1 protein-coding gene is annotated in these 591 nt (G+C 48.7%); it reads left to right on the plus strand.

The features are described from left to right. Positions 1–591, plus strand: a 591-nt coding sequence (locus R7Q11_RS27870; protein WP_263857218.1) for an MATE family efflux transporter, incomplete at both ends; no start/stop codon positions are given.

Consider the following 591-nt stretch of genomic DNA (forward strand, 5'->3'; position numbering starts at 1 on the left):
CCACGGATTCCCAAGAGGTGATTGAGCTTGGGTCAAGCTACTTGGTAATTTCATCAGCCAGTATGTTCGCAGTGGCGTGTGTTGCCAGTATGGCGGTGGGATTACGTGCTATGCATCAACCAGGGTTGAGTACTTTCTTTAGCGGCATCGGTATTCTCTCTAACGTGTTTTTAAACTGGGTGTTGATTTTCGGTCACCTAGGCTTTCCTGCCCTTGGTATTACCGGTGCAGCAATTGCAACGGTGATCAGTGGAGCCATTGAAGTTGGTTGCTTATTTGGTTATTTGTGGTTGAAAAAACACATTATCGCCTTTGGTTGGGGCGATATTCGTGCCAGCTTAGTGTTGGACAAAATCACTCGTTTTCTTAGCTTATCTTTACCCACGACGTTCAACTTTCTCGCTTGGGCTGGAGGGCTGTTTGCTTACCACGCGATCATGGGACAAGCAGGCGTGCAAGGTTTGGCAGCGTTGTCGGTGATGACGCCCGTTGAGTCGATTGCTCTCGCTATGATGATTGGCCTATCGAACGCGGCTGCGGTTTTAGTGGGTAACCAACTCGGCGCGAAAAACTTTGAACCTGTGTATTACC

The sequence above is a fragment of the Vibrio sp. 970 genome (genome assembly GCF_033339075.1).